Here is a 19,506-nt window from a genome sequence, read left to right as displayed (position 1 = left end):
CGGTGCACTTCGACGGAGTCGACGACGGATTCACTCGACAAGTCCTTCCGGCGGCACCGTCGTCGCCGGACCCGCCGGCAGCCTGCGAGGTCCCCATGTCCGCCACCGAGACCGACGCGGCACCGCTCGGCTACCCCGAGACCGCGAGCAAGGGCCTGAAGGGCGGCGCCCTCGGGCTGCTGTCCTCGGTCGTCGTCGGCACCGCCTCGACCGCACCCGCGTACAGCCTGGCCGCCAGCCTGGGCTTCGTCGTCGCGGGGGGCGGCGCGATCCTCGCGGGCGTCAAGGCGCCGGCGATCATCCTGCTCGCGTTCGTGCCGATGTACCTGATCGCGCTCGCGTACCAGGAGCTCAACAAGGCGGAGCCCGACTGCGGCACGACCTTCACGTGGGCGACCCGCGCGTTCGGGCCCGTCACCGGGTGGCTCGGCGGCTGGGGCATCGTGGCGGCCGACGTCATCGTCATGGCGAACCTGGCGCAGATCGCGGGCTCGTACTCGTTCACGTTCCTGGGCGACCTCGGGTGGGACGCCGCCGGCAACCTCGACTCGAGCACCACCTGGACGACCGTCGCGGGTCTCGTCTGGATCGCCGTCATGACGTGGATCTGCTACCGCGGCATCGAGGTCTCGGCGCGCATCCAGTACGTGCTGCTCTCGGTCGAGATCCTCGTGCTGATCATCTTCTCGGCGGTCGCGCTCGGCCGGGTGTACAGCGGCAACGGCGTCGACGGGTCGCTGCACCCGGCGTGGTCCTGGCTGTGGCCCGGCGGCCTCAGCGTCGCCGACGTCATCGCGCCCGCTCTGCTCACGGCGGTCTTCATCTACTGGGGCTGGGACACCGCGGTCTCGGTGAACGAGGAGTCGGACGACCCGGCGCGGACCCCGGGCCGCGCCGCGATCCTGTCGACGCTCCTGCTGCTCGTGACCTACGCGCTCGTGTCGATCGCCGCCGTCGCGTTCGCCGGCGTCGGGACCACCGGCATCGGCCTCGGCAACCCCGACAACGCCGACGACGTGTTCCGCTCGATCGGGCCCGTCCTGTTCGGCTCGTCGACGCTCGGCCACATCGGACTGCTGCTGCTCTCGGCGTCGATCCTCACCTCGGCCTCGGCGTCGACGCAGACGACGATCCTGCCGACGGCCCGCACGACGCTCTCGATGGCCGTCTACAAGGCGATCCCCACGTCGTTCGCGAAGATCCACCCGCGGTTCCTGACACCGACGGTCTCGACGATCGCCATGGGCCTCGCGTCGATGCTGTTCTACGGCATCTTCACGGTCATCAGCCCCAGCCTGCTCACCGCGCTCGTCGGGTCGGTCGGCCTGATGATCGCCTTCTACTACGGGCTCACCGGTTTCGCGTGCTCGTGGTTCTACCGGCGGACGCTGCACCACACGCGGCGCGACTTCTTCATGCAGGGCGTGCTGCCGTCGCTCGGCGGGCTGATCCTGCTCGTCGCGTTCGTGTACGCGCTCAAGTCCTACGCCGAGGTCGACTGGCTCACTGACGACGACGGCAACAACGTGACGATCTTCGGCTTCGGCGCGGTGGCTGTGGTCGGCGTCGTCGCGATCCTGCTCGGGCTCGTGCTCATGGTGGTGTGGCGACTGCGTTCGCCCGCGTTCTTCAAGGGCCAGACGCTGCCGCGCCGCGGCGCGCACGACCTGGTGCTTGCGGGGCCGGAGACGGTCAGCGAGCCCGTGTTCCGGCTGCCCGACTCCGGCCTGCCCGGCATCGTGATCGCGCGCGACCTGTCGAACCTCCCGGAGGGCGCGACGGCGGTCGACGCGTCGACCCGCGAGGAGGTCGAGGACGAGGGCACGCCGTGACCCTGCCGCAGAGCCGCGCGCTCCTCACCGCCGTGCCGGGCCCGCGCTCCCTCGAGCTCGCGGCGCGCCGCGCGCAGGCCGTCTCGACGGGCGTCTCGTCCACGTTCGGCGTCTACGTGGCCCGGGCGGGCGGCGGCATCGTCGAGGACGTCGACGGCAACCGGTTCGTCGACCTCGGCTCGGGCATCGCGGTCACGAGCGTCGGAGCGAGCGCGCCGGGCGTCGTCGCCGCGGTCGGCACGCAGGCCGCGGACTTCACGCACACGTGCTTCATGATCAGCCCGTACGAGGAGTACGTGGCGGTCTGCGAGGCCCTCGCGCGGCTCACCCCGGGCGACCACGAGAAGCGGTCGGTGCTCGTGAACTCGGGCGCCGAGGCCGTCGAGAACGCCGTCAAGGTCGCGCGGCGGGCCACGGGTCGGGACGCCGTGCTGGTGCTCGACCACGCGTACCACGGGCGCACCAACCTCACGCTCGCGATGACGGCGAAGGCGATGCCGTACAAGACGGGGTTCGGGCCGTTCGCGGGCGAGGTCTACCGCGTCCCGGCGTCCTACCCGCTGCGCGACCCCGACGGCATGACGGGCGAGCAGGCAGCCGCGCGCGCGATCGCGACGGCCGAGCGGCAGGTCGGGGCGGACCGCGTCGCGGCGCTCGTGGTCGAGCCGGTGCTCGGGGAGGGCGGCTTCGTCGTGCCGGCGCCCGGGTTCCTGCCCGGGCTCGCGGAGTGGGCCGCGGCCCACGGCATCGTGCTCGTCGCGGACGAGGTGCAGACGGGCTTCTGCCGGACGGGTGCGATGTTCGCGTGCGAGCACGAGGGCGTCGTGCCCGACCTCGTGACGACCGCGAAGGGCATCGCGGGCGGACTGCCGCTCGCGGGCGTGACGGGCCGCGCCGAGCTGATGGACGCGGTGCACGCCGGCGGTCTGGGCGGCACGTTCGGCGGCAACCCGGTCGCGTGCGCCGCGGCGCTCGCGGCGATCGAGGCGTTCGAGCGCGACGACCTCGCGGGCGCGGCGCGGGCGATCGAGGCGCGCGTTCGGCCACGCCTCGAGGCACTCGGGGCACCCGCCGTCGGCGAGGTCCGCGGGCGCGGCGCGATGCTCGCGGTCGAGCTGGTCCGGCCCGGGAGCCTCGACCCGGACCCCGCGGCCGCGCGCGAGGTCGTGCGGCGCTGCGCCGAGCAGGGCGTGCTCGTGCTGACGTGCGGGTCGTGGGGCAACGTCGTGCGGCTGCTGCCGCCGCTCGTCATCGGCGACGAGCTGCTCGACGACGCGCTCGGCGTGCTGGAGAACGCCCTGCTCGCGGTCTGACCGGCGTCCGCGAGGTCGCTCAGACCTGTGCCGGTGCCGTCGTAGGCACGCGCTCCTGCAGCCCCCACGGCGAGCCGTACGGGCCGGCGAGCAGGTCGAGGAACGGCACCGCGTCGAACGCCTCGGGTCCGAGCACCCCGGTGCCGCTCCACCTGCCCGTCGCGAGCAGCTCGAGCGCGACCACCGGGTTCACGGCGGTCTGCCACACGACGCACTGCGCGCCGTACTCCGCCATGGTCCACGCGTTGTCGACGACGTGGTGCAGGTAGACCTCGCGCCGCCGGCCGTCGGTGCCGGTGCCCGTGACGAGCACGCCCGCGCAGGTCGAGCCCGTCATGTGCGGGCCGAGCGTCGCCGGGTCGGGCAGCACGGCCGCCACGACGTCGCGCGGGCTCACGTCGCCGCCACGCACGTGGACGGGCGAGGTCGAGTCGAGGTGCAGCTGGTGCAGCGTCCGCAGCACGCCGATGAACTCCGCGCCCAGCCCGTACTTGAACGTCACGCGCCGGGCGTCGACCCAGCGCGGCACGAGCAGCACCTCCTCGTGCTCGACGTGCACGCACTCGACCGGGCCGATCGGGTCGGGGAAGTCGAACACCTCGGGCTCGTGGAACGGCGGCGTCGTGTACCAGCCGCGCTCGAGGTCGCCCGCGGCGCGGTCGGCGTCCCAGACGACCGGCGGGTTGAGGCACTCCTCGATCGTCGTCCAGATCGAGAACGACGGCGCGAACACAGGCCGGCCGTCGTCGTCGTGGACGACGAGGTTCGCGCCGTCGCGGACGCCGACCTCGTCGATCGCCGAGAACAGGTGGTCCGCCGCGTAGCGCGCGAACACGTCGGACAGCCCGGGCTCGACGCCCATGCCGACGAGCGCGAGCCGACCCGCCGCGACCCAGTCGGCCGCGCGCGCGAACTGCTCGTCGCCGAGCTTGACGCCCGGCAGCTCGTACGGCTTCTCGGGGTGCGGGCGCGAGAGGGACATCGCCATGTCCAGGTAGTCCGCGCCCGCCGCGAGCGCGCCCTCGAAGATCGGCATGACGAACCGCGGGTCGACCGCGTTCAGCACGTGCGTCGCGCGGTGCTCCCGGGCGAGCGCCGCGACCGCCTCCGCGCTGGACGCGTCCACGACCGCCGCCGCGAACCGCCCGCCCACGACGTCGCGCTGCGCGGCAGCGGTGACGGTCCGCCCGGCGCGGTCCGCGTCGACGTCCGCGACGACCAGCCGCTCGAAGAAGTCCCGCCGGGCGGCGATCCGCGCGACCGCGTCGCCCACCCCACCGCTGCCGACCACGAGGATCCGCACGCTCACTCCCCGAACGCCGACATCACGTGCTTGATGCGCGTGTAGTCCTCGAAGCCGAACATCGACAGGTCCTTGCCGTAGCCCGAGTGCTTGAACCCGCCGTGCGGCATCTCCGAGACGAACGGGATGTGCGTGTTGATCCAGACGACGCCGAAGTCGAGCGCGCGCGAGACGCGCAGGGCGGTCGCGTGGTCGGTGGTCCAGACCGAGCTCGACAGCCCGTACCGCACCCCGTTGGCGCGCTCGATCGCGTCGGCCTCGTCGGTGAACGTCTGCACGGTGATGACGGGTCCGAAGATCTCGTCCTGCGACGCCTCGTCGTCCTGCCGCAGGCCGTCGACGACGGTCGCCTCGACGAAGTACCCGGGCCGGTCGAGCCGCGAGCCGCCGGCCACGACGTCCGCGTGGTCGGGCAGCCGGTCGAGGAAGCCGGTCACGCGCTCGAGCTGGGCGGGGTTGTTCACCGGTCCGAACGCCACGCCCGGGTCGTCGGGCGGACCCGTGCGCTGGTGCCGCGCCGCCTCCGCGAGCGCGGCGACGAAGTCGTCGTGCACCTTCTCGTGGACGAGCACCCGGGTCGCGGCGGTGCAGTCCTGGCCCGCGTTGTAGTACCCCGCGCCGGCGATGCCCTCGGCGGCCGCGGCCACGTCGGCATCGGCGAACACGACGACCGGCGCCTTGCCGCCGAGCTCGAGGTGCACGCGCTTGAGCCCGCCCGCGGCCGCCTCGGCGACCTGCGAGCCGGCGCGCACCGAGCCGGTGATCGCGACCATGTCGGGCCTCGGGTGCGCGACCAGCGCACGGCCGGTGTCGCGGTCTCCGCACACGACGTTGAGCACGCCGGGCGGCAGGATCTCGGCCGCGACCTCGGCGAGCAGCACGGTCGACGCCGGCGTGGTGTCCGACGGCTTGAGCACCACGGTGTTGCCGGCCGCGAGCGCGGGTGCGATCTTCCAGATCGCCATCATGAGCGGGTAGTTCCACGGCGTGACCTGGCCGATCACCCCCACCGGCTCGCGCCGCACCCACGACGTGTGGCCCGCGAGGTACTCCCCCGCGGCGAGCCCCTCGAGCACGCGTGCCGCGCCTGCGAAGAACCGCAGCTCGTCGACGCTCGGCGGCACCTCGTCGGCCGCCACGAGGTGCAGCGGCTTGCCGGTGTTGCGCGACTCGACGGCGACGAACTCGTCCGCGCGCGCTTCGACCGCGTCCGCGAGCCGCAGCAGCGCGAGCTGGCGCTCGCCCGGCGTGGCGCGCCCCCAGGCGGGGAACGCGGCCGCGGCCGCGGCGTACGCCGCGTCGACGTCTGCGGCGCCCGAGAGCGGTGCGCGCGCGTACTCCTGCCCGGTCGACGGGTCGACGACCGCGGTCGTGCGCCCGTCCGCGGCGGCGCGGCGCTCTCCCCCGACGACGTTGTGCAGCTCGGTCTGGCTCACGGCGGCCTCCTGTGCGCTGTTGCGCCGACGCTACGCCGCAGCGGGCCACGACGGCAGCCCTCGACCGCGCATTCCTTCGTCAGGGACGTGCCGCTCCGCGCAATTCGTCATCGGGGCCGCCGCAGACGACGGAATCCCTTGCACCCCGTGTGCGCGCACGAGACGATCGTGGGATGACGCGACCGGCGAACCACGCCCCGCTCGACGACGTGTCGAAGGCGATCATCGAGCAGCTCCAGGAGGACGGTCGCCGCTCGTACGCGTCGATCGGCAAGGCCGTCGGGCTCTCCGAGGCGGCCGTGCGCCAGCGCGTCCAGCGCCTCACCGAGACGGGCGTCGTGCAGATCGTCGCCGTGACCGACCCGCTCCAGGTCGGGTTCGCCCGGCAGGCGATGATCGGCCTCCGCGCGGCGGGCGACCTCGAGCGGCTCGCGGACGCCGTCGCGGCGCTGCCCGAGGTGGACTACGTCGTGATCACGGCCGGCGGGTTCGACCTGCTCGCCGAGGTCGTGTGCGAGGACGACGCGCACCTGCTCGAGATCCTCAACGGCAAGATCCGGGCGCTGCCCGGCGTGCAGAGCACCGAGACGTTCGTCTACCTGCGCCTGCGCAAGCAGCTCTACAACTGGGGGACGCGATGACCGGCACGACTCCGCTCGGCACGGACCGCGACGAGGCGGCGCGCGCCCACCTCTGGGGGCACTTCACCCGGCAGAGCGCGTGGGAGCACGGCGTCCCGACGATCGTGCGCGGCGAGGGCCACCAGATCTGGGACGCGCACGGCAAGCGGTACCTCGACGGGCTGTCGGGGCTGTTCGTGGTGCAGGTCGGCCACGGACGCGCCGAGCTCGCCGCCCGGGCGCGGGAGCAGGCCGAGCAGCTCGCGTTCTTCCCGCTCTGGTCGTACGCGCACCCGCAGGCGATCGACCTCGCGGAGCGGCTGGCCGCGGCGGCCCCCGGCACGCTGAACCACGTCTTCTTCACGACGGGCGGCGGCGAGGCGGTCGAGACCGCGTGGAAGCTCGCCAAGCAGTACTGGAAGCTCGTCGGGCGCCCGGGCAAGCACAAGGTGATCTCGCGCGCGGTCGCGTACCACGGAACGCCGCACGGGGCGTTGTCGATCACCGGGCTGCCCGCGCTGCGCGAGCCGTTCGAGCCGCTCGTGCCAGGCGCGCACAAGGTGCCGAACACCAACCAGTACCGCGCGCCCGAGCACCTGCGCGACGACCCCAAGGCCTTCGGCCGCTGGGCGGCCGACCGCATCGCCGAGGCGATCGAGTTCGAGGGGCCCGACACCGTCGCCGCGGTGTTCCTCGAGCCCGTGCAGAATGCCGGCGGCTGCTTCCCGCCGCCGCCCGGCTACTTCGAGCGCGTGCGCGAGATCTGCGACCGGTACGACGTGCTGCTCGTCTCCGACGAGGTGATCTGCGCGTTCGGCCGCATCGGCTCGATGTTCGCGTGCGAGGACTTCGGGTACGAGCCCGACATGATCACGTGCGCCAAGGGCATGACGTCCGGCTACTCGCCGATCGGCGCCCTCATCGCGAACGACCGCCTGTACGAGCCGTTCCGCAGCGGCACCGCGATGTTCCCGCACGGCTACACGTTCGGCGGCCACCCCGTCTCGGCGGCGGTCGCGATGGCGAACCTCGACATCTTCGAGGACGAGCGCCTGCTCGACCACGTCAAGGAGACCGCGCCGGCCTTCCGCGCGACGCTCGAGCGCCTGCTCGACCTGCCGATCGTCGGCGACGTGCGCGGGGAGGGCTTCTTCTACGGGATCGAGCTCGTCAAGGACAAGGCGACGCGTGCCACGTTCGACGCCGACGAGAGCGAGCGGCTGCTGCGCGGCTTCCTCTCGCACGCCCTCTTCGACGCCGGCCTGTACTGCCGCGCCGACGACCGCGGCGACCCCGTGGTGCAGCTCGCACCGCCGCTGACGTGCGGACAGGCCGAGTTCGACGAGATGGAGCAGATCCTGCGCGGCGTACTGTCCGACGCGTGGATGCACGTGTGACGACGCCGCTCTGGGCCGACCTCCTGCCCCCGCGCGAGGCGGTGCCGCCGCTCGACGGCGACGCGGAGGCCGACGTCGTGATCGTCGGCGCCGGGTTCACGGGTCTGTGGACCGCGTACTACCTGCTCGAGCACGACCCGTCGCTCGACGTGCTGCTGGTCGAGGCCGAGACCGTGGGCTTCGGCGCGAGCGGCCGCAACGGGGGCTGGTGCTCGGCCCTGTTCCCGGTCTCCGCCGAGACGATCGCCCGGGCGCACGGCCGGGACGCCGCGCTCGCGATGCGGGCCGCGATGCGCGACACCGTCGTCGAGGTCGGTGGCGTCGCCGCGGCCGAGCAGATCGCCTGCGACTTCGCGTTCGGCGGCGCGGTCACCGTGGCCCGCAACCGGCCGCAGCTCGAGCGCATCGCGTCGGCCGTCGCGGCGGGCGCCGCGTGGGGCGACGAGGCCGAGCTGCTCGGGCCGCACGACCTCGAGGAGCACGTGCAGGCGGACGGCGCGATCGGCGGCGCGTTCACGCCGGACTGCGCGCGCGTCCAGCCGGCGGCGCTCGTGCGCGGGCTGCTCGACGTCGTGCTCGCGCGCGGAGCGCGGCTGGTGGAGGGCACGCGCGCGCTGCGGATCGCTCCGCGGGCCGTCGTGACGGCGCACGGCACGGTCCGCGCGCGGTACGTGCTGCGGGCGACCGAGGCGTGGTCGGCGCACCTGCCCTCGGCGCGGCGCGAGGTGGCGCCGGTGTACTCGCACATGATCGCGACCGAGCCCCTGCCGGCGCGGGCGTGGGCCGCGATCGGGCTCGAGCGGGGCCAGACGTTCACCGACGGCCGCCACCTGATCGTCTACGGGCAGCGCACGGCCGACGGCCGCCTCGCGTTCGGCGGGCGGGGCGCGCCGTACCACGCGGGCTCGGCGATCCGTCCCGGGTTCGACGACCCGCGGGGCGTCGCCCACCACCTGGAGCGCGCGCTCGTCGACCTGTTCCCCGTGCTGGACGGCGTGGTCGTCACGCACCGCTGGGGCGGTCCGCTCGCCGTCCCCCGCGACCACATGCCGTCGGTCGGCCTCGGCGACGACGGCCTCGGCTGGGCGGGCGGCTACGTGGGCGACGGCGTCGCGGCCGCGAACCTCGCGGGCCGCACGCTCGCCGACCTCGTGCACGGGAGCGACTCGGAGCTGACGCGGCTGCCGTGGGTCGGGCACCGCTCGCCCGCGTGGGAGCCGGAGCCCGTCCGGTGGGCGGGCATCACCGCGGCGCGGCGCGCGGCGGCGTGGGCGGACCGTGCCGAGGCGCGGACCGGGCACGAGAGCCGGGCGTCGGCGCTGCTGGAGCGGCTGACGCGCTGACCGACGCGCCGGGCGCGCTCAGCTGCGGTCGAGCAGCTCGTGCGCGCGCGCCCGCGCCCACGCCTCGGCGCCGAGCACCGCATCCAGGTCGAGCGCGTCGGCAGGGGTGCCGGCGTGCTCGTCGAGCACGCGCTCGACGGTCGTCACGATGTCGAGGAACCCGATCCGCCCCGCGAGGAACTCGGCGACGCACTCCTCGTTGGCGGCGTTGTAGACGGCGGGGTGCGTGGCCGACGCGGCGAGGGCAGCGCGGGCGAGGCGCACCGCGCCGAACAGCTCGTCGTCGAGCGGCTCGAACGTCCACGACGTCGCGCGGGACCAGTCGCACGCGGGCGCGACGTCCGGCACACGGTCCGGCCAGGACAGCCCGAGCGCGATCGGCAGCCGCATGTCGGGCGGGCTGGCCTGGGCGATCGTGGAGCCGTCGTGGAACTCGACCATCGAGTGCACCACCGACTGCGGGTGCACCACGACGGCGATGTCGTCGGGCGGCACGTCGAACAGCAGATGCGCCTCGATGAGCTCCAGGCCCTTGTTGACGAGCGTCGCGGAGTTCACCGTCACGACGGGGCCCATGGACCACGTCGGGTGCGCGAGCGCCTGCTCCGCGGTCACGACCTTGACGTCGTCACGCGCCCAGCCGCGGAACGGGCCGCCCGACGCGGTGAGGACCAGGCGGCGGACCTCGGAGCGGGCGCCACCGCGCAGCGCCTGGGCGATCGCCGAGTGCTCCGAGTCCACGGGCACGATCTGGTCCGCCCGCTGCCGCGCGCCCTGCACGAGCCGGCCGCCGACCACGAGCGACTCCTTGTTGGCGAGCGCCAGCGTCGACCCCGCAGCGAGCGCCGCGAGCGTCGGCCGCAGGCCCACCGAGCCCGTGATGCCGTTGAGCACGACGTCGGCGCCGGTGCCCGCGAGGCGCGTGGACGCGTCCGGACCGGCGAGCACCTCGACGCGAGCGGCCCCGGCGGCCTCGAGCGCCGCACGCACGTCGTCGGCCGCCTGGGGCCGTGCGACCGCGACGGTGCGGACGCCCAGCTCGGCCGCCTGCTGCGCGAGCAGGGCGACGTCGCCGCCGCCGGCGGACAGGCCCACGACCTCGAACCTGCCGGGGTTGCGCCGCACGACGTCGATCGCCTGCGTGCCGATGGACCCCGTGGAGCCGAGGATGACGATGCTGCGCCTGGTCACGCGCCCATCATCGCCGACCACGACGGGCGCGGACGGCGCACGGACGCGACGCGGTCACTCGACGCCGAGCAGCACCTCGACCGCGCGCGCGAAGAACGCGTCGACGGGCGCCTCGGCGTACGCGTTGTGGCCGCGGCGCATGCGGAACGTCGCCGACCGCACCTCGGCCGCCGCCAGCGGCTGACCCTTGTCGAAGTAGCCGATCAGCCGGTGGCACAGCTCGTCGACGTCCGCGGGCTCGTAGCCCTGGTCGCGGCCCTCGGGAGGCGCGAACCGGTCGCCGTCCGGGCGACCCAGCCGGCCGTACAGCGTGCGCGCCTGGTCGGCGAGCCGCTGCATCCACGCCTGCTGGCCGTTCTCGGCCACGAACTCCGACCGCGCACGGGCCACGAAGGCGGCCTCGAGCCGGTCGAGCGCCGCGTCGACGGCGCCCGTCATGTAGCCGCCGCGCACCATGTCGAACGCGACCGAGCGCACGTCCTTCGCCGCGAGCGACCCGGCGGGTCCCTGCTCGTAGACCGACCGGGCGTGCGTGAAGAACTCGTCGACCTCGTCGGGGTCGTAGCCGGTCTTGAGCCCGGAGACGGTCCGGAACATCCCGTCGCTCACTCGTCCTCCTCCGCCGCGAGCTGGCCGCAGGCACCGTCGATCTCGCTGCCGCGCGTGTCCCGCACCGTCGTGGGGACCCCGTGCGCCCGCAAGCGTGCCACGAACTCGCGCTCCACCGCGGGATCGCTCGCGGTCCACCGCGAGCCGGGGACCGGGTTGAGCGGGATCGGGTTGCAGTGCACCCAGCCGCGCCCGCGCGCGTTGAGCTTCTCCCCGAGCAGGTCCGCCCGCCACGCGTGGTCGTTGACGTCGCGGATCAGCGCGTACTCGATCGACACGCGGCGGCCCGTCGCGTCGAAGTACCGGCGCGCGGAGTCGAGCGCCTCGTCGACCGACCAGCGCGTGTTGACCGGCACCAGCTCGGAGCGCAGCTCGTCGTCGGGCGCGTGCAGGGACAGTGCGAGGGTCACCGGGATGCCCTCCTTGGCGAGCTTGTCCATCGCCGGGACGAGCCCCACGGTCGAGACCGTCACGTTGCGCGCCGACATGCCGAGGCCGTCCGGCGTCGGCGCGACCAGGCGGCGCACCGTCTCCATCACCGACTTGTAGTTGGCGAGCGGCTCGCCCATGCCCATGAAGACCACGTTGTTGAGCCGGCCCGGGCCGCCGGGCACCTCGCCGTCGGCGAGCGAGCGCGCCGCCGCGCGGACCTGCTCCACGATCTCGGCGGTCGAGAGGTTGCGCGTCAGGCCGAGCTGGCCCGTCGCGCAGAACGCGCACGCGAGACCGCAGCCGGCCTGGCTCGAGATGCACAGCGTCGAACGGTTCGGGTAGCGCATGAGCACCGACTCGACCTTGGCGCCGTCGAACAGGTGCCACAGCGTCTTGACGGTCGTGCCGCGGTCCGCCGTCAGCGTGCGGCTCGCCGTGATCAGCCGGGGGAACAGCTCGGCCGCGAGCTTGTCGCGCGTCGCCTTCGGCAGGTCGGTCATCGCCTGCGGGTCCGACGTCAGGTGCGTGAAGTAGTGCGTCGCGAGCTGCTTGGCGCGGAACGGCTGCTCGCCGAGCTCCGTCACCGCCGCGACGCGCTGCTCGGGCGTGAGGTCGACGAAGTGCTTCGGCGGCTTGCCGCGCGGGCCGCGCGAAGGCGACGAGAGGTCGAGCCGCACAGGGGTTCCGGTCATGGGTGCCCTCCTTCGAGGGGTCGAGCGAGGCCCGGGCTCAGCTGCCCAGGAACGAGCTGAGGATCAGGTAGGCGGCAGGCGCGGTGAGCAGCAGGGAGTCCAGGCGGTCGAGGATGCCGCCGTGGCCGGGGATCAGGCGCCCCATGTCCTTGAGCTCGAGGTCGCGCTTGAGCATGGACTCGGCGAGGTCGCCGAGCGTCGCGGTGAACACCGTCGCGAGGCCGAGCACGGCACCGACCAGCGGCTTCGCGCCGAACGCGATCTGCACCGAGACGACGCCGACGACGCACGCGAGCACGAGCGAGCCGAGCAGGCCCTCCCACGACTTCTTCGGGCTCACGGTCGGCGCGAGCGGGTGCCGGCCGAGCAGCGAGCCGACCGCGTACCCGCCGGTGTCGTTCGCGACGACGCAGAGGATGAACACCAGCACGCGCGCGGGCCCGTCGTCGGCGGCCAGCATCAGCATGACGAAGCCCGCAAGGAACGGCAGGTACGCCGCGGCGAACGTGCCGGCCGTGACGTCGCGGATCGCGGGCTGGCCGGTCCCGTCGAGCACCCGCCACACGACGATCCCGCCCACGGTCAGCAGGAAGGCGACGAACTGCGCCTCGGAGCCCGCGACGTACGCGGACACGAGGATGCCGACGGCGCCGACCAGGAGCGGCAGCAGCGGCAGGTGGATCGACCGCCGCGTGAACGCCTGCGCGAGCTCCCAGAGCCCCGCGCAGACGGCGATCACCGCGAGGACGGCGAAGACCTCCTTGCGGATGAACAGCGCCGCGACGATGAGGAGCAGCAGGCCGACCCCGACGGTCGACGCGACCGGCAGGTCACGGCCCGCGCGCGGGGTGCGCGCGGCGACGGCGTTGTCCTGGGACATCAGACCTCGAGCAGCTCGCTCTCCTTGGAGGCGAGCAGGTGGTCGATGAGCTCGACGTGCTTCTTCGTCAGCGCCTCGAGCTCCTTCTCGGCGCGGACCACCTCATCCTCGCCCGCCTCGCCGTCCTTGACGATGCGGTCGAGCTCCTCCTTGGCGCGCCGGCGGATGTTGCGGACCGAGACCCGCGCGTCCTCCGCCTTCGTCTTGGCGAGCTTGACGTAGTCGCGGCGGCGCTCCTCGGTGAGGGCGGGCAGCACGATCCGGATGACGTTGCCGTCGTTCGTGGGGTTGACGCCCAGGTCGGAGTCGCGCAGCGCCTTCTCGACGGCGGGCGTCGAGCTCTTGTCGAACGGGGAGACGAGGATGGTCCGCGCCTCGGTCACGTTGAAGGACGCGAGCTGCTGCAGCGGCGTCGGCGTGCCGTAGTAGTCGACGAAGACCTTCGCGAACATCGCTGCGTTCGCGCGGCCCGTGCGGATCGTCGCGAAGTCGTCCTTGGCGACCTCGATCGCCTTGTCCATCTTCTCCTCGGCCTCGAGGAGGGTCTCGTCGATCACCGGTACTCCTTGGTTCGTGGTGACGGGGGTCGAACGGTCGAACGGCGAGGTCAGCCCGCGGTGACCAGCGTGCCGATCTTCTCACCCTCGAGCGCGCGCGTGACGTTGCCCGTCTCCTCGAGCCCGAACACGCGCATCGCGATGTCGTTGTCGCGCGCCATCGAGAGCGCGGTCTGGTCCATGACGCCGAGGTCGCCGACGATCGCCTCGGTGTACGTGAGGTGCTCGAGGCGCTCGGCCTTCGGGTCCTTGCGCGGGTCCGCCGTGTACACCGCGTCGACGCCGTTCTTGCCCATCAGCACCTCCTGGCAGTGCGTCTCCAGGGCGCGCTGCACGCAGACGGTGTCGGTCGAGAAGTACGGCATGCCGGCGCCCGCGCCGAAGATGACGACCCGGCCCTTCTCCAGGTGACGGATCGCCCGCAGCGGGATGTACGGCTCGGCGACCTGGCCCATGGCGATGGCGGTCTGCACGCGCGTGCTCACGCCCGCCTGCTCGAGGAAGTCCTGCAGCGCGAGGCAGTTCATGACGGTGCCGAGCATGCCCATGTAGTCGGCGCGCGCGCGGTCCAGGCCGCGCTGGCTCAGCTCGGCGCCGCGGAAGAAGTTGCCACCGCCGCAGACGACGGCGACCTGCACCCCGGCCCGGACGGCTACCGCGATCTCGCCGGCGATGCGCTGGACCACGTCGGCCGCGAGGCCCACGTCGCCGCCGCCGAACGTCTCGCCGGAGAGCTTGAGGAGCACGCGGCGGTGGCTCGGGATCGTCGGGTCCGTGGTCACGTGCGCCTCCTGCGGCTCGGGTTCGCGGCCCGGCGCTCGGCTCGGGTCTGCTGGGGTTCGGGCGTGCTGGGCGCCCGGCGCCCGGTGCGACGGTGGCCCCGACCCGAGACCGGGACGGGGCCACCGTGCGGTGGTGGGATCAGGCTCCCACGCGGAAGCGCACGAAGCCGGTCAGCGTGCCACCGGCCTCGGTCAGCACCTGGCCGACCGACTTCTTCGGGTCCTTGGCGAACGCCTGGTCGACCAGCACGTTCTCCTTGAAGTACCCGTTGAGGCGACCCTCGACGATCTTCGGGAGCGCGGCCTCGGGCTTGCCCTCGTTGCGGGCCGTCTCCTCGGCGATGCGACGCTCGTTCTCGACCGTGTCCGCCGGCACCTCGTCACGCGTGAGGAACTGCGGCGAGAACGCGGCGATGTGCGTCGCGACGTCGCGCGCCACGGACGCGCCGGCCGCGTCGGTCGCCACGAGGACGCCGACCTGCGGGGGCAGGTCCTTGTTGACCTTGTGCAGGTAGACCTCGACGTGCTCGCCGGCCAGGTGGGCCAGGCGGCGCACGACGACGCGCTCACCCAGGGTGGCGGCCGTCTCGTCGACGATGTTCTGCACGGTCGTGCCCTCGTACTCGGCCGCCGTCAGCGCGTCCGCGTCGCGGGCACCCGTGGCGACCGCCGCCGCGAGCACGCGGTCGGCGAGCGAGATGAACGACTGGCTCTTGGCGACGAAGTCGGTCTCCGAGTTGACCTCGACGAGCACGCCCGTCTGGCCCTCGCCGTCGGCCGTCGGCGCCACGTGCGCGGCGACGAGACCGTCGCTGGCCGCGCGGCCCTCGCGCTTGCCGACGCCCTTGAGGCCCTTGACGCGGATGATCTCGAGAGCCTTCTCCGAGTCGCCCTCGGCCTCCTCGAGCGCCTTCTTGACGTCGAGCATGCCGGCGCCGGTCTTCTCGCGCAGGTCCTTGATGTCCTGGAGCGAGTAGTTCGCCATCAGTGGTGTCCGTTCTCTTCGATCGGGTACGAGGTCACTCGGCGGTCGCGGCGCCGGCGGCCGCGTCGGCCTCCGGCTCCACCGCTGCCTCGGCGGCGGGGGCGACCTCGGTCGCGTCGGCGGCCTCGGCGGCCTCCTGCGCGTCCGCGTCGGCGGCGACGACCTCGGCCGGCGACTCCTGCTCGGCCTGGACGGCGGCCGGCGCGGCGGCCGACTCACCCTCCTGGAGGCCCGCCTCGGCACCGGCGAGGAGCTCGCGCTCCCACTCGGCGAGCGGCTCGGCGTCGGCGTCGGCACCCTGCTCCGTGGCCGTGCGGCCCGAGTGGCGCTTGAGCAGGCCGTCGGCGGCCGCGTCGGCGATCACGCGGGTGAGCAGCTGGACGGCGCGGATCGCGTCGTCGTTGCCCGGGATCGGGTAGTCGACCACGTCGGGGTCGCAGTTCGTGTCGAGGATCGCGACGACCGGGATGCCCAGCTTGCGCGCCTCGTCGACGGCGAGGTGCTCCTTGTTCGTGTCGACGATCCACACGGCCGAGGGGACCTTGGCCATGTCGCGGATGCCGCCGAGCGTCTTCGCGAGCTTGTCCTTCTCGCGACGCAGGACGAGGAGCTCCTTCTTCGTCAGGCCCGAGGCCGCGACGTCGTCGAAGTCGATCTGCTCGAGCTCCTTGAGGCGCTGCAGGCGCTTGTGGACGGTCGAGAAGTTGGTGAGCATGCCACCCAGCCAGCGCTGGTTGACGTACGGCATGCCGACGCGGGCGGCCTGCTCGGCGACGGGCTCCTGCGCCTGCTTCTTGGTGCCGACGAACAGGATCGAGCCACCGTGCGCGACGGTCTGGCTGACGAAGTCGTAGGCGCGGTCGATGTACGACAGCGACTGCTGCAGGTCGACGATGTAGATGCCGTTGCGCTCGGTGAAGATGAAGCGCTTCATCTTGGGGTTCCAGCGGCGGGTCTGGTGCCCGAAGTGGACACCGCTCTCGAGCAGCTGGCGCATGGTCACGACGGCCATGGCGGTTCCTCCTGGCGCGGCCCTGGGCGACCCGGGTGCACGCGCGTGAAAGGCGGGCCCTGCGGACCCGCGGTGCGGTTGTCGGCCCCGGCGGGTGCCGGTGCCCCTGGCGCCATGCCGACCCCGCGCCGGGACGTGGTCCCGGACCGGTGCGTGGACGACCCCTGCCTGGTGGCGGGGAGATGGCGCGCGATGTCGACCGGCGTGGTACCGGTCGCGCGAGAAGTCTAGCCGACGCGGGCGGCGGCGCGGACCGCCCGGTACGAGGACCGTGACGAGGTCCGACCGCGTGCGACCGGCCGCCCCGAGGCGCGCCCCTGCGCACGGACGTGCGACCCCGTGCGCCGGGCGGCCCGGCGGGGTGTCCCTGCGGTGCGCCGAGCCGCCCACAGCCCAGCGCGGTGCTGCGCCATCCACCGTTCGGGCCTCGACCGGCCGGGCGGATCGCCACGCCGGATGGAGTGGTGCCCATGACGAGCCACCTGTTCCGGACCGCGGTCGCCGCGGGAGCCACCGTCGTGCTGGGCGCGTTGCTCGTCGTCACCGCGGCGTCGGGTGCGTCCCCTCCCCCAGCGCCCGACGCCGCGGTCGCCTACCGCCTGCCCGTCGCCGGCCTCGCGCGCGTCGTGCACCCGTTCGACCCGCCGCCGCAGCCGTGGGCCGCCGGGCACCGGGGCGTCGACCTGGCGGCGCCGGCTCGCGCCGACGTGCTCGCACCCGGCGACGGCGTCGTGGTGTTCGCGGGCCGGGTCGCGGGGCGTGGCGTCGTTGCCGTGGCGCACCCCGACGGGCTGCGCACGAGCCTCGAGCCCGTCCGCGCGACGGTGCCCGTCGGGACCCGCCTCGAGGCCGGCGAGCGCGTCGGGGTGCTCGACGGTGTGAGCGCGCACTGCGCGCCGGTGACGTGCCTGCACTGGGGCGTGCGGAGGGGCGCCGTCTACCTGGACCCGCTGCGCCTGGTGCCGAGCTCGGGCCCGATCGTGCTCCTGCCGCTGGAGGGCGACGCCGTGCCCGACGCCGCAGACCCGTGAGCCGGCGCGAAGGACCCTCAGACGCGCTCGGCGTCCAGGAGCCGCGTGCGGAGCCGGACCATCGCCGCGGTGTGCATCTGGGAGATGCGTGACTCGGTGACGCCGAGCACGCGGCCGATCTCCGCGAGCGTCATGCCCTCGTAGTAGTAGAGGACGACGACGATGCGCTCCCGCTCGGACAGCTGCTCGATCGCGCGGCTGAGCAGGAACTTCGTCTCCGCCGCCTCCATCGACCCGGCCGGGTCCTGCGAGCGCTCGTCGCCGAGCGTGTCGACCAGGCTCACGCCGGTGGCCCGGTCGTCGGCCCCCCCGAGCAGCTCGTCGAGAGCCGCGATGTTGACGGTGGACAGCTGCGAGTACACGGCGCGGAGGTCGTCGACGGAGACTCCGAGGTGCGCGGCGAGCTCGCCCTCGGTCGGCGCGCGGTGCAGGCGCCCCTCGAGCTCGGCGTACGCACGGTCGACGGAGCGCGCCTTGGTGCGCACCGAACGCGGCACCCAGTCCATGGCGCGGAGCTCGTCGATGATCGCGCCACGGATGCGCGACGACGCGTAGGACTCGAACTTCACCGAGCGGTCGGTCTGGTACTTCTCGATCGCGTCGATCAGGCCGAACATGCCGTACGAGACGAGGTCGGCCTGCTCGACGGTGCTCGGCAGCCGCATGCCCACGCGGCTCGCGACCGCCGACACCAGCGACGCGTAGTGGAGGATCAGGCCCTCGCGCGCGGCCCGGCTGCGCGTGGCGCTGAACTCGCCCCAGAGAGCCACCGCGGGGTCGAGCTCCTCGACCGCGGCGCCACGCTGGGTGGGGACCTCGGTCAGGAGCGGTCCCGCGACCGCCTCCGCTGCGGCGATCGCCCGCGCGATCGGGAGCGAGCCGTCGGACAGCACGGCGTCGCGCTCACGCACGGCCGTGTCGGTCGGGGTCGTCGTCATCGTCGGCTCCGTTCGGTTCTTCAGGCTCGCGGGTGCGCCAGCGCGTACGCGCTGCGCAGACGGTCGGCGGAGATGTGGGTGTAGCGCTGGGTGGTCGCGAGGCTCGCGTGGCCGAGCAGCTCCTGGACGCTGCGCAGGTCGGAGCCACCCTCGAGCAGGTGGGTCGCCGCCGAGTGGCGCAGCCCGTGGGGGGCGATGTCGTCGACACCAGCGGCCGCAGCCAGCCGGTGCACGATCTCGCGCGCCTGGCGCTGGTCGAGCCGCCCACCCCGCACGCCGAGCAGGAGCGCGTCGCCCGTCGTCGGCTGCGCGAGCGCGGGACGCCCGCGGCCCAGCCACGCCTCGAGCGCGGTCGCGGCAGGCTTGCCGAACGGGACGACCCGCTCCTTGCCGCCCTTGCCGAGCACGCGCAGCGTGCGACCGCCCAGGTCCACGTCGCTCACGTCGGCGCCGCAGAGCTCGCCGACCCGCACGCCCGTCGCATACAGGAGCTCGACGAGCACCCAGTCGCGCAGCGCGCCGGGCTCGCCCTCGGCGGCGGCGTCGCGCGCGCCGTCGAGCAGGTCGCGGGCCGGCTCCTGGCGGAGCACACCCGGCAGCGACGCGGCGGTCTTCGGGCTCGCGAGCCGGAGCGACGGGTCGGCAGGCACGGCGCCGTTGCGGGTGGCCCAGGCGAAGAACGTGCGGACCGCGGCGCTCCGCCGCGCGAGCGTGGTGCGGGCGCGGTGCTGCGCAGCCATCGACGCGAGCCAGCCGCGGAGGGCAGCGAGGTCGACGTCGGCGAGCGTGGTCCGTCCGTGCCGCGCGGCGTACGCGAGCATCTGGTCGATGTCGCCCACATAGGCGCGGACCGTGTGCTGCGACATGCCGCGCTGAGCCTCGAGATGTGCCGAGAAGTCAGCCACAAGGCGCGCACGACTCTGCGCCTCTCGGGTGATCTCGACCACTGCCATGTGCCTACGGTGACGGGAAACACACAGCCAGAACAAGCACGTCTTTCACCTGGCCGGGCTAATGCCGGGCGAATGCGACGGCAATGTCCGATTCGCCGACCGGAAATCGCGGTCGCCCGTTGTTTTTTCACCCGGTCGAACGATCAAGCGCCTCTGCGCCCTAGGACTTTCGGCGCGCCTCCCCACGAACGCGCGTACTA

General features: G+C 73.5%; 18 protein-coding genes. 6 read left to right on the top strand and 12 right to left on the bottom strand.

Annotated elements, in window-relative coordinates; genetic code table 11:
• The first annotated feature begins 95 nt into the window (after positions 1-95).
• Positions 96-1,832 carry an APC family permease gene (locus QRT04_RS14260; RefSeq protein WP_289456171.1) on the top strand — a complete coding sequence of 579 codons (1,737 nt, stop codon included), beginning with the start codon at positions 96-98 and terminating at the stop codon, positions 1,830-1,832.
• Positions 1,829-3,145 (top strand): 4-aminobutyrate--2-oxoglutarate transaminase, encoded by a 1,317-nt coding sequence (gene gabT, locus QRT04_RS14255; RefSeq protein ID WP_289456170.1) that lies wholly within the window; start codon positions 1,829-1,831, stop codon positions 3,143-3,145. The genes QRT04_RS14260 and gabT overlap by 4 nt, the downstream gene beginning before the upstream one ends.
• 19 nt (positions 3,146-3,164) lie before the next feature.
• Here gabT and QRT04_RS14250 read toward each other — a convergent pair whose 3' ends face one another.
• A complete protein-coding gene (locus QRT04_RS14250) occupies positions 3,165-4,448 on the bottom strand; it encodes a saccharopine dehydrogenase family protein (protein ID WP_289456169.1) in 1,284 nt (427 codons plus the stop codon).
• Positions 4,449-4,450: 2 nt separating this feature from the next.
• Positions 4,451-5,884 carry a gamma-aminobutyraldehyde dehydrogenase gene (locus QRT04_RS14245; protein ID WP_407653633.1) on the bottom strand — a complete coding sequence of 478 codons (1,434 nt, stop codon included), beginning with the start codon at positions 5,882-5,884 and terminating at the stop codon, positions 4,451-4,453.
• A gap of 173 nt (positions 5,885-6,057) precedes the next feature.
• On the opposite strand from QRT04_RS14245, the gene QRT04_RS14240 reads away from it, so the two are divergent.
• From QRT04_RS14240 to QRT04_RS14230, 3 genes are read left to right on the top strand one after another with little or no spacing between them, the layout of a single operon-like run.
• Positions 6,058-6,525 carry an Lrp/AsnC family transcriptional regulator gene (locus QRT04_RS14240; protein WP_289456168.1) on the top strand — a complete coding sequence of 156 codons (468 nt, stop codon included), beginning with the start codon at positions 6,058-6,060 and terminating at the stop codon, positions 6,523-6,525.
• Positions 6,522-7,901, top strand: a complete 1,380-nt coding sequence (locus tag QRT04_RS14235; RefSeq protein WP_289456167.1) for an aspartate aminotransferase family protein — start codon at positions 6,522-6,524, stop codon at positions 7,899-7,901. The genes QRT04_RS14240 and QRT04_RS14235 overlap by 4 nt, the downstream gene beginning before the upstream one ends.
• Complete coding sequence (locus QRT04_RS14230) at positions 7,886-9,244, top strand: NAD(P)/FAD-dependent oxidoreductase (protein ID WP_289456166.1); 1,359 nt, start codon at positions 7,886-7,888, stop codon at positions 9,242-9,244. Before QRT04_RS14235 ends, QRT04_RS14230 begins: the two co-directional genes overlap by 16 nt.
• A gap of 18 nt (positions 9,245-9,262) precedes the next feature.
• Here the strand turns inward: QRT04_RS14230 and dxr are convergent, their stop codons facing one another.
• The 8 genes from dxr to rpsB form a co-directional block, all read right to left on the bottom strand.
• Positions 9,263-10,435: a 1-deoxy-D-xylulose-5-phosphate reductoisomerase gene (gene dxr / locus QRT04_RS14225; RefSeq protein ID WP_289456165.1), complete on the bottom strand. Its 1,173-nt coding sequence runs from the start codon at positions 10,433-10,435 to the stop codon at positions 9,263-9,265.
• 54 nt (positions 10,436-10,489) lie between these two features.
• On the bottom strand, positions 10,490-11,044 hold the full coding sequence (locus tag QRT04_RS14220; protein ID WP_289456164.1) for a DivIVA domain-containing protein: 555 nt from the start codon (positions 11,042-11,044) through the stop codon (positions 10,490-10,492).
• The gene (gene rlmN, locus QRT04_RS14215; protein WP_289456163.1) at positions 11,041-12,168 is read right to left on the bottom strand and encodes a 23S rRNA (adenine(2503)-C(2))-methyltransferase RlmN; all 1,128 of its coding nucleotides are present in this window, start codon (positions 12,166-12,168) and stop codon (positions 11,041-11,043) included. Before rlmN ends, QRT04_RS14220 begins: the two co-directional genes overlap by 4 nt.
• Before the next feature lie 37 nt (positions 12,169-12,205).
• Positions 12,206-13,048: a phosphatidate cytidylyltransferase gene (locus tag QRT04_RS14210; RefSeq protein ID WP_289456161.1), complete on the bottom strand. Its 843-nt coding sequence runs from the start codon at positions 13,046-13,048 to the stop codon at positions 12,206-12,208.
• On the bottom strand, positions 13,048-13,605 hold the full coding sequence (gene frr, locus QRT04_RS14205; protein WP_289456160.1) for a ribosome recycling factor: 558 nt from the start codon (positions 13,603-13,605) through the stop codon (positions 13,048-13,050). The genes QRT04_RS14210 and frr overlap by 1 nt, the downstream gene beginning before the upstream one ends.
• A gap of 50 nt (positions 13,606-13,655) precedes the next feature.
• Positions 13,656-14,387, bottom strand: coding sequence for a UMP kinase (gene pyrH, locus QRT04_RS14200; protein ID WP_289456159.1), 732 nt, complete (start codon positions 14,385-14,387; stop codon positions 13,656-13,658).
• A 139-nt stretch (positions 14,388-14,526) separates the two neighbouring features.
• A complete protein-coding gene (gene tsf, locus QRT04_RS14195) occupies positions 14,527-15,372 on the bottom strand; it encodes a translation elongation factor Ts (RefSeq protein ID WP_289456158.1) in 846 nt (281 codons plus the stop codon).
• Positions 15,373-15,406: 34 nt separating this feature from the next.
• Positions 15,407-16,384 carry a 30S ribosomal protein S2 gene (gene rpsB, locus QRT04_RS14190; protein ID WP_289456157.1) on the bottom strand — a complete coding sequence of 326 codons (978 nt, stop codon included), beginning with the start codon at positions 16,382-16,384 and terminating at the stop codon, positions 15,407-15,409.
• A 470-nt stretch (positions 16,385-16,854) separates the two neighbouring features.
• On the opposite strand from rpsB, the gene QRT04_RS14185 reads away from it, so the two are divergent.
• On the top strand, positions 16,855-17,415 hold the full coding sequence (locus QRT04_RS14185; protein ID WP_289456156.1) for a murein hydrolase activator EnvC family protein: 561 nt from the start codon (positions 16,855-16,857) through the stop codon (positions 17,413-17,415).
• Between the two features lie 17 nt (positions 17,416-17,432).
• Here QRT04_RS14185 and whiG read toward each other — a convergent pair whose 3' ends face one another.
• Positions 17,433-18,353 carry an RNA polymerase sigma factor WhiG gene (gene whiG, locus QRT04_RS14180; protein ID WP_289456155.1) on the bottom strand — a complete coding sequence of 307 codons (921 nt, stop codon included), beginning with the start codon at positions 18,351-18,353 and terminating at the stop codon, positions 17,433-17,435.
• A gap of 20 nt (positions 18,354-18,373) precedes the next feature.
• Positions 18,374-19,306, bottom strand: a complete 933-nt coding sequence (locus QRT04_RS14175; protein ID WP_289456154.1) for a tyrosine recombinase XerC — start codon at positions 19,304-19,306, stop codon at positions 18,374-18,376.
• Positions 19,307-19,506: the final 200 nt, after the last annotated feature.

The sequence above is a fragment of the Cellulomonas alba genome, from assembly GCF_030362835.1.
Taxonomy (GTDB): domain Bacteria; phylum Actinomycetota; class Actinomycetes; order Actinomycetales; family Cellulomonadaceae; genus Cellulomonas; species Cellulomonas alba.
The sequence above is the reverse complement of the archived record's forward strand: the minus strand, read 5'-3'. Positions and strand labels throughout refer to the sequence as shown.